The sequence below is a fragment of the Prolinoborus fasciculus genome, assembly GCF_056724605.1.
This window is the reverse complement of record NZ_JBWZQN010000114.1, coordinates 1-3,168: the sequence shown is the minus strand read 5'-3', so window position 1 is coordinate 3,168 and position 3,168 is coordinate 1. Positions and strand designations below refer to the sequence as shown.

The window sequence follows — 3,168 nt, the reverse complement described above, 5'->3', positions numbered from 1 at the left end:
ACTTCATGTACCACCATCATTTTAAAGGCAAAGCTATAGTCACGTTGTGTACGTTTAACTCGTTGTTCTCGTTTATGTTCCATAAAATAAGTCTCTTAAGGTGTAAACTTATTTCAGGACGGGACAAACTAGATCTAAAAAAAAGCACCCAAAGGTGCTTTTTTAATCACGATATATCAGTGCAATCAGCCAGCTGATGGGCAGAATAAATAAACGCCACCACGTGATTAATGGCCAATAAAAATACTCTCCAAATCTCAAGGTCGAGTCGAAACCTTGACGGCGACGTTCATGCGGGTAGGGAATAATGAAAACTGTTAAAACCATCAGAATGATGGCTGCGAGTAAAAGCAGGGGATTCTGTTGTTTGGCAAAGAAGAAGTAAAACAAATACAAGGCTGAATAAAAAAACAGACATGCCAATAATGCAGAAATATTCATCACTCACCTTATGATTTTTTTATTAGAATAATTTTTACTATTTCTTAGAAGGAAGAACCAGACTAATCTGATTCTTCTTGAATAACTGAATTGGTTTCGATCAAGCGGGTCACCAGCAACTGGTCAATTTTAAAATGATCGACGTCAACCACTTCAAACTTATAAGCACCAAATATCACGGCATCTGCAGGACGTGGAATCTTGCGTAATTTATACATCATGAAGCCAGCGATGGTTTCATAATTTTCATCATCAGGCATTTCATCAATTTCAAGCGCATGCTTGATATCTTCAATCGGTGTACTGCCTTCAATCAACCAGGAATTATTGTCACGTTTAATAATTTGCTGATCTGCTTCAATAGGCGTCACCCAGTCACCCATCACGGTAATCATAATATCGGATAGGGTAATCACTCCGACTACCAGCGCATATTCATTAATGACGACGGCAAACTTTTCCTTGGTAGAGCGGAAACGGTCCAGAACTTCCGATAAGGTCAAAGTGTCAGGAATGGTCAACACATTACGGATGGTATTTTCATTGAGCTGCAGCAGCGACTGGTTGTTCAGAATACGCACCAGAATGTCTTTGGCATCGACATAGCCAATCACACTGTCGATGTCATTGCTACATACCAGAAACTTGGAGTAGGGATATTCTGCCAGCTTTTGCCGAATACTTTCTTCCGGTTCATTCAAGGTGAAGAACACCACATTTTCACGTGTGGTCATACTTGAAGGTACGTTACGCTCTTCAAGTTCAAATACATTTTCAATGAAATGGTGTTCCTGCTTCTGGAGTACACCGGCCTGTGCACCCGCATCCATCACTGCAGAAATATCATCAAAAGTAATATTGTCATCACGGATGGTATTTACTTTAAACAGACGGAACAGCATGTTGGCAATCGCGTTAATAAACCAGGCCAAAGGTTTACAGACTTTAATGAAAATCTGAATTGGCTCGATGACTGAGACTGCGATCTTTTCTGGCGCAATCATGGCTAGACGTTTCGGCATCAGGTCCGCAAATAAAATAAATAATGAAGTGACGACAGTAAAGGAGAGCGCAAAGCTAATATTGTCAGCCCAAGGTCCTTGGTAAAAGCGGGAAACAAAATTATAAATATAAGGGCGGAAGGCACCTTCACCTAAAATACCGCCGAGAATGGCAACTGCATTTAAACCAATTTGAGAGGCTGCAAAGAAGTCCGCAGAATTTTCTTGTAGATCTAAAACTTTTTGAGCGCGATGATCACCCGACTCAGCCAGAATTTTGAGTTTGACTTTACGGGCACCTGCGAGGGCGATTTCAGTTAAAGATAAAAAACCGGCCCCCGTGATGAGTATTAAGATAATCACGATATTTTGTAAGAGGCTCACAAATCCACCTGTGGATGAATAGTATCTTGGGATATTTTTAACACAAAAAAAGACTTGAGGTGTAACAACGACAGCTCAAGTCTTCAAAGTATAATCTTAAAAAATAAGAATTTAGAAGATTTTGAGTTTAATAATGTGAAAATTGAGAATTATTGCTCAGGAATTCACGATTTTCTTCTTCAATCATCTGGCGTGCAACATATAAAATCAGCTGACGTAACCAGCGATGTGCCGGATGATGATGCAATAAAGGACACCATGCCATTTTCAATTCAAATTCCGGAATATAAAATGGCGGATCTTTTAGAATTAAATTGTGATTCTTTGCTTGCAGGCGTGCGATGCGTGAAGGAAGTGTTGCGACCAAGTCGACATTGGAAGCCAATAAACCCGGCATCTGATAATGACGGGTAAAGACCGAAATTTTACGTTTCTGGCCAATCCGCTCTAAAGCCTGATCAATCCAGCCTAAACCAGCCTGTTTTTCAGGATTGACCCCGAAGCCAACCCCCATACCGGTTTTAGAAACCCAGATATGCTGTGCATCCAGGTAACTTTTAAGGTTTAAATTGCTTGCGGCAGGATGCTTGTTATTTAAAAGACAAGAAAAGCTGTCACGCCAGACCAATACCTGATGAAAACTTTGTGGGATTTCATTAAAACGGTTGATTGCCAGATCGACCTTGCCTTGTTCCATGTCACGATACGACACATCACTTGGTGTTAAGAAGTCGAGAACAACATTTGGAGCTTCTGAACGTAGGGCTTTGACCAGACGTGGAACCAGTGTGGCTTCCGCATAATCCGAAGTCATGATCCGGAAGACACGATTTGAGGTATAAGGACGGAACTCGGTACGTGGTTCCAGAATCATCGACAAGTCAGCCAGGGCATCCCGAATACGTGGTTGTAATTCTAAAGCACGTTCGGTTGGGGTCATGCCTTCAGAAGAACGGATCAGGAGGGGATCATTAAATAAATTGCGTAATCGGCGCAAGATGTTACTCATGGCAGGCTGGGTAACACCCAATTGTTCTGCTGCACGTGTGACATTTTTTTCGCGAAGAAGTACATCAAGATAAATTAATAGATTGAGATCGACCCGCTCCAGATTCATAAAAGAAATACCGAGAATAAATACAAGAAATTATGATGATTATGCCATAATTGCCAGGCCTTGTGTAAAGCGCCGATGAAAAAAAGCCATGTGCTCACTAGGGTCTGTTGACATTTCAAGTATAGAATTTACCCGATAAAGGTAGCCAAATAAATATACAAGCTAATGCAACTGCCCCCTCATAGCTACACTTTAGCTTATCATATCGTGTTGCTATTCCTCTGA

3 protein-coding genes are annotated in these 3,168 nt (G+C 41.1%); all 3 read right to left on the bottom strand.

Features of this window, described 5'->3' with window-relative positions:
• Positions 1–162: 162 nt before the first annotated feature.
• The 3 genes from AC1P5O_RS16310 to AC1P5O_RS16300 all read right to left on the bottom strand — a co-directional run bounded on the left by AC1P5O_RS16310 (position 163) and on the right by AC1P5O_RS16300 (position 2,943).
• Positions 163–441: a hypothetical protein gene (locus tag AC1P5O_RS16310; protein WP_004645748.1), complete on the bottom strand. Its 279-nt coding sequence runs from the start codon at positions 439–441 to the stop codon at positions 163–165.
• A gap of 62 nt (positions 442–503) precedes the next feature.
• Positions 504–1,826: a polyamine export protein PaeA gene (paeA, locus tag AC1P5O_RS16305; protein WP_004280552.1), complete on the bottom strand. Its 1,323-nt coding sequence runs from the start codon at positions 1,824–1,826 to the stop codon at positions 504–506.
• A gap of 127 nt (positions 1,827–1,953) precedes the next feature.
• Positions 1,954–2,943 (bottom strand): LysR family transcriptional regulator, encoded by a 990-nt coding sequence (locus AC1P5O_RS16300; RefSeq protein WP_005103940.1) that lies wholly within the window; start codon positions 2,941–2,943, stop codon positions 1,954–1,956.
• Positions 2,944–3,168: the final 225 nt, after the last annotated feature.

What these genes read in the sequence shown, in the direction of transcription:
- AC1P5O_RS16310 (WP_004645748.1), bottom strand. Translation starts at nt 441, where the DNA reads ATGAATATTTCTGCATTATTGGCATGTCTGTTTTTTTATTCAGCCTTG.
- AC1P5O_RS16300 (WP_005103940.1), bottom strand. Translation starts at nt 2,943, where the DNA reads ATGAATCTGGAGCGGGTCGATCTCAATCTATTAATTTATCTTGATGTA.